Raw genomic sequence first — 3667 nt, 5'->3', positions numbered from 1 at the left:
TAGGCGGTCTGGATCTCCTTGCCGATGAAGTCGACGTAGCGCGGCGCCAGGTACTCCTTGATGAAACGCAGGTAGCGCTCGTGGGTCTCCTTCGGCAACTGCTCGCGCTCCAGCGCCTGCTCCAGCACGTAGAGCAGATGTACCGGATTGGCGGCGATCTCGTGAGCGTCGAAGTTGAACACCTTGGAGAGGATCTTGAACGCGAACCGCGTGGAGAGCCCGTTCATGCCCTCGTCGACGCCGGCGGCGTCGCGATACTCCTGGATCGACTTGGCCTTGGGATCGGTATCCTTCAGGTTCTCGCCATCGTAGACCCGCATCTTGGAATAGATGCTGGAATTCTCCGGCTCCTTGAGTCGCGAAAGCACCGAGAACTGGGCCAGCATGCGCAAGGTATCCGGCGCGCAAGGCGCCTCGTCGAGGGAGGAGTGCTCGAGCAGCTTCTGGTAGATCTTGATCTCCTCGGAGACCCGCAGGCAGTAAGGCACCTTGACGATATAGACGCGGTCGAGGAACGCCTCGTTGTTACGGTTGTTGCGAAACTGCTGCCACTCGCTCTCGTTGGAGTGGGCCATGATGATGCCGTCGAAGGGGATCGCGCCCATGCCCTCGGTGGGGTTGTAGTTGCCCTCCTGGGTGGCCGTCAGCAACGGATGCAGCACCTTGATCGGCGCCTTGAACATCTCGACGAACTCCATCAGCCCCTGGTTGGCCTTGCACAGGCCCCCGGAGAAGCTGTAGGCGTCCGGATCGTCCTGGGAGTAGAGCTCCAACTGGCGGATGTCCACCTTGCCCACCAGCGATGAGATGTCCTGATTGTTCTCGTCCCCGGGCTCGGTCTTGGAGACCGCGATCTGGTTGAGGCGCGAGGGATGCAGGCGCACCACCCGGAACTGCGACAGGTCGCCACCGTACTCCTTGAGCCGCTTGGCCGCCCAGGGCGACATCGGCCCGCGCAGATGGCGCTGCGGGATGTTGTACTCCTTCTCGAGCAGTTCGCCATCCTCTTCCGGGGAGAACAGTCCCAGCGGCGATTCGTAGACCGGCGAATCCTTGATCGCGTAGAACGGGACACGCTCCATCAGCAGCTTCAGGCGTTCGGCCAGCGACGACTTGCCGCCACCGACGGGCCCCAGCAGATAGAGAATCTGCTTGCGCTCCTCGAGCCCCTGGGCGGCGTGACGAAAGTAGGCGACGATCTGCTCGATCGCCTCTTCCATGCCGTAGAACTCGGCAAAGGCGGGATAGCGACGAATGACCTTGTTGGAGAAGATACGCGACAGGCGGGAGTCCTTGGCCGTGTCGATCGTTTCGGGCTCCCCGATGGCGCTCAGCATCCGCTCGGCGGCATTGGCGTAGACACGGGGATCCTTCCGGCACAGCTCTAGATATTCCTGCAGGCTCATCTCTTCCTGTTGAACCTGCTCGTAACGGCTCTGCACGTGATCGAAGATGCTCATGGAAGCCTCCTGGTCGTGACCCCCAACCGCTCAGGGCGAACGCCCCGCCAGCCGGGCTAGCTGACTATCAGCATAGACAGATGCACGAAGCGTCGGGAAGACTCATTTTGCGAGTCTTTTCAACGCAGCGTCGAAATACACGCTTTAGAACACGCTACCACGATCCGGTTTCGATGCACGGGGAATTTGCATCGACAAAATGCGTCGGTCCACGCAGGTATCGGTAACTCATAGAAAAGCCGGGACAAATTCGCCCGCGGTTCGTCGCGGGCGTGGCGAGGCCCGACCGGCGCCCGAGGAAATCGGGCGCCGGTATCCGTCAGGGCAGGTCGAAGGCGGCGCGGGCGTCGGCCAACAGCTGGTCGAGCAGCTCGGAGGTGGTGTTCCAGGAGCAGACGAAACGCGCACCGCCAGCCCCGATGAATGTATAGAAAGTCCAGCCCTGGGCGCGCAGTTGGGAGATGACCGGTTCCGGCAGGCTCACGAACACGCTGTTGGCCTGGGTCGGGAACATCAGCGACGCGCCGGGAAGCGATGCCAGGCCGTCGGCGAGATAGCGCGCCATGGCGTTGGCGTGATCGGCGTTGCGCCGCCAGGCGCCGGATTCCAGCAGGCCCAGCCAGGGCGCGGCGATGAAACGCATCTTGGAGGCCAGCTGCCCCGCCTGCTTGCAGCGATAGGCGAAATCCTCGGCCAGCTCCTTGTTGAAGAACAGGATCGCCTCGCCCATCGGCAAGCCATTCTTGGTGCCGGAAAAGCAGAGCACATCGACGCCCGCCTGCCAGGTCAGCTCGGCCGGGGAGGCATCCAGCGCACTGCAGGCGTTGGCGAAACGCGCCCCGTCCATGTGCACGCGCAGGTCGTACTTGTCCGCGACGGTGCGAATCGCCAGCAGTTCCTCGCGAGAGTATACCGTGCCGACTTCGGTGGCCTGAGTGATCGAGACCACCCGTGGCTTGGGATAGTGGATATCGTTGCGCTTGACCACGAGGCGCTCGATCCCCTCCGGCGTCAGCTTGCCGTTCTCGCCAGGGCTGGTCAGCAGCTTCGAACCGTTGGAGAAAAATTCCGGCCCGCCGCACTCGTCGGTCTCGATGTGGGCCAGTTCGTGGCAGATCACGCTGTGGTAACTCTGGCCCAGTGCCGCCAGCGAGAGCGAGTTGGCGGCGGTGCCGTTGAAGACGAAGAAGACGTCGCAGTCGTAATCGAACAGCTCGCGAAAACGATCCGCAGCGCGATGGGTCCAGGCATCGTTGCCGTAGGCGAGATCATCGCTGACGTTTGCCCGGATCAGGTAGTCGAGGGCTTCCGGGCAGATGCCGGAGGTGTTGTCGCTCGCCAGGTAGCGAGGGCTACAATCGGATGTCATCTGGGGGTCCTTGTACGATCCCTCCATCGAGAAAAGCGACTCGGGCCGGTCACGGCGTACAGAGTCCGCGTTTTCTGAGGGTCAGGCATGGCGGTCGAAACCACGGCAGCCTGAATAACAAGAAGCGCGACCCAGCCAGCGACGGGGTCGCCGTCGCGCGGATCGCGCTCACTGGTGAACGCCCAAGTCTAACACCTGCTCTTGCCTATCGGCAGCGTGCGCCACCCGGCCACTCACGCTGACTCAACGCAAACCCGGCTCTCGCTCACAAGGTCGCCGCCAGACGCACCCCCTGGTCGATGGCCCGCTTGGCATCGATCTCCGCGGCGCGCTCGGCCCCGCCGATACGGTGAACCCCCACGCCGGATCCCTGCATCGCCTCGTAGAGCGCCCGCTGCGACTCCTGCCCGGCGCAGATCACGACGGTATCGACCGCCAGCGAGCGGGGCTCACCATCGACGCTGACATGCAACCCGGCGTCATCCACCCGGTGGTAGGTGCATCCCGACAGCGTCTCGACCTGACGCGCCCGCAGCGCCGCCCGATGCACCCAGCCGGTGGTGACGCCGAGCCCGGCGCCTGGCTTTCCGGTCTTGCGTTGCAGCAGGGTGATCTGGCGCGGCACGACAGGCGGCAGCCGCGCCTTCAGGCCGCCGGGGCGTTCGACGCTCAGATCCACGCCCCATTCGTCGCACCAGCGCTCGGGATCCAGCGCCGGCTGCTCGGCGTGGGAGAGCAGCTCCGCCACATCGAAGCCGATCCCGCCGGCGCCGATGATCGCGACCCGACGCCCGACGCGCTCCGGATGCTGGATCGCCATGGGATAGGAGATCACGCT

At 64.0% G+C, this 3667-nt stretch carries 3 protein-coding genes; all 3 read right to left on the bottom strand.

What is annotated here, in order from left to right:
• Nucleotides 1-1460 (bottom strand): PrkA family serine protein kinase (locus AC3AYF_RS17730; RefSeq protein WP_487780109.1); only part of this gene is annotated, 1460 nt, incomplete at its 3' end.
• A 319-nt stretch (nt 1461-1779) separates the two neighbouring features.
• Complete coding sequence (locus tag AC3AYF_RS17725; protein WP_295040350.1) at nt 1780-2829, bottom strand: threonine aldolase family protein; 1050 nt, start codon at nt 2827-2829, stop codon at nt 1780-1782.
• A gap of 265 nt (nt 2830-3094) precedes the next feature.
• A partial coding sequence (locus AC3AYF_RS17720) for an FAD-dependent oxidoreductase (RefSeq protein WP_295040347.1) occupies nt 3095-3667 on the bottom strand: 573 nt, incomplete at its 5' end.

The organism is Salinicola sp., assembly GCF_982684285.1.
This window is presented reverse-complemented; position numbering and strand designations above follow the sequence as displayed.

Coding starts and splice junctions, on each gene's coding strand:
- AC3AYF_RS17725 (WP_295040350.1), bottom strand. CDS start 2,829: ATGACATCCGATTGTAGCCCTCGCTACCTGGCGAGCGACAACACCTCC.